Source organism: Vibrio sp. YT-16 (assembly GCF_033337405.1).
GTDB lineage: Bacteria > Pseudomonadota > Gammaproteobacteria > Enterobacterales > Vibrionaceae > Vibrio > Vibrio alginolyticus.
Genome location: NZ_JAWOQQ010000123.1, coordinates 1 through 1,152, shown reverse-complemented (window position 1 = coordinate 1,152; position 1,152 = coordinate 1). Strand labels below are relative to the sequence as shown.

Annotated in this window: 2 protein-coding genes; both read right to left on the bottom strand. The window is 44.1% G+C overall.

Features of this window, described 5'->3' with window-relative positions; all coding sequences use genetic code 11:
- Nucleotides 1–47 precede the first annotated feature (47 nt).
- Entirely contained in the window at nt 48–290 is a 243-nt protein-coding gene (locus R7F07_RS25185; protein WP_005481662.1) for a hypothetical protein, read from the bottom strand.
- A gap of 95 nt (nt 291–385) precedes the next feature.
- Nucleotides 386–1,152: response regulator (locus R7F07_RS25180; RefSeq protein WP_318110668.1), on the bottom strand; the 767-nt coding region annotated here is incomplete at its 5' end.

The following is a 1,152-nucleotide window of genomic DNA, read 5'->3' as shown; positions in this document are numbered from 1 at the left end:
AGCTTCTGTAGGCTTGAGTCATGGTTCAAGTGCTAAACGGTTCTTTCCTACGCCACGCGTTGGTATTGAGAAATCAGAGACTTTACGTCTTCCAAATAGCCTTCTCTCAACAAGTTATCGACGGTGGCTTCTAGCTCTTCATGCGTCATGGTGAAGCAAGTTGATTTGCCTGTCATTAGGCTCAAATATTGGTGATACTCTTCCTCGGTGTAGCGTCCGATTCTGTCTAACAATAGTGCTTTTATTCCGTGATGAATCAAGCCGTAATATGTGTGTCGGTGAAGTAACATAGCCATCTCCTTATCAAGCTTACTGACTGCATAACAGCAAGCTCAACGCTCTGGATAATTCGGTTTGTACTTCAGTTAAGCAGTTTTAATGCCAACTATTCATTCGCAATTTGATAACTGTTCGTTACGCTGATTTTATCGAAATGAAGCCATCGCACCAGTACATCACGTAATGCGTTGAGTGTGGTTGGCTTTTCCAGACGACCATCCATCAACTTAGCGATCATCTCGAGCTCTTTCTCTCCAGATTCGCCAGACAGGGCGATGATTGGCGTAGTTGGGGAGCACTGCTTGATTTTTTCGCTGGCGTCAAACCCATTCATCACGGGCATTTGAACATCCATCAACACCAAATCGACCTGATGTGATTGAAACAGTTCCACCGCATTTGCGCCGTTATTGGCTTGTAAACTATTGACGCCAAGTCGATTTAGGTACATTTGAACCAAAGTACGTTGCACCTCTTTATCATCGACAATGAGCACAGTTGGTGCATCTTTGTTGATTTGTACGACAGGTTCTGGACTTGGTGTGGTTTTGACTTTCTGATTCCAGTTGTAAAAGTTTGGCGTTCGAAGCGTTTCTACTTTCGGTGCATTTGGCACAACCGGAAAATGCAAATAAAACTCGGTAAATTCATTAGTTACCGATTTACACTCAATTCGACCACCAAAAGAACGCATCACACGCTGACAGTAACCCAAGCCAAGTCCGCTACCGCCGCTTTTCTGGAATGAGAAAAAGTCAACAAAGATTTTGTGTACGATGCTGTCATCAATCCCTGGCCCTGTATCGCGGAAAACAAGCGTGTTTTCATAAGGGCCGACGAGAGTTCTGATTTCAATTTGACTATCGGGATAGG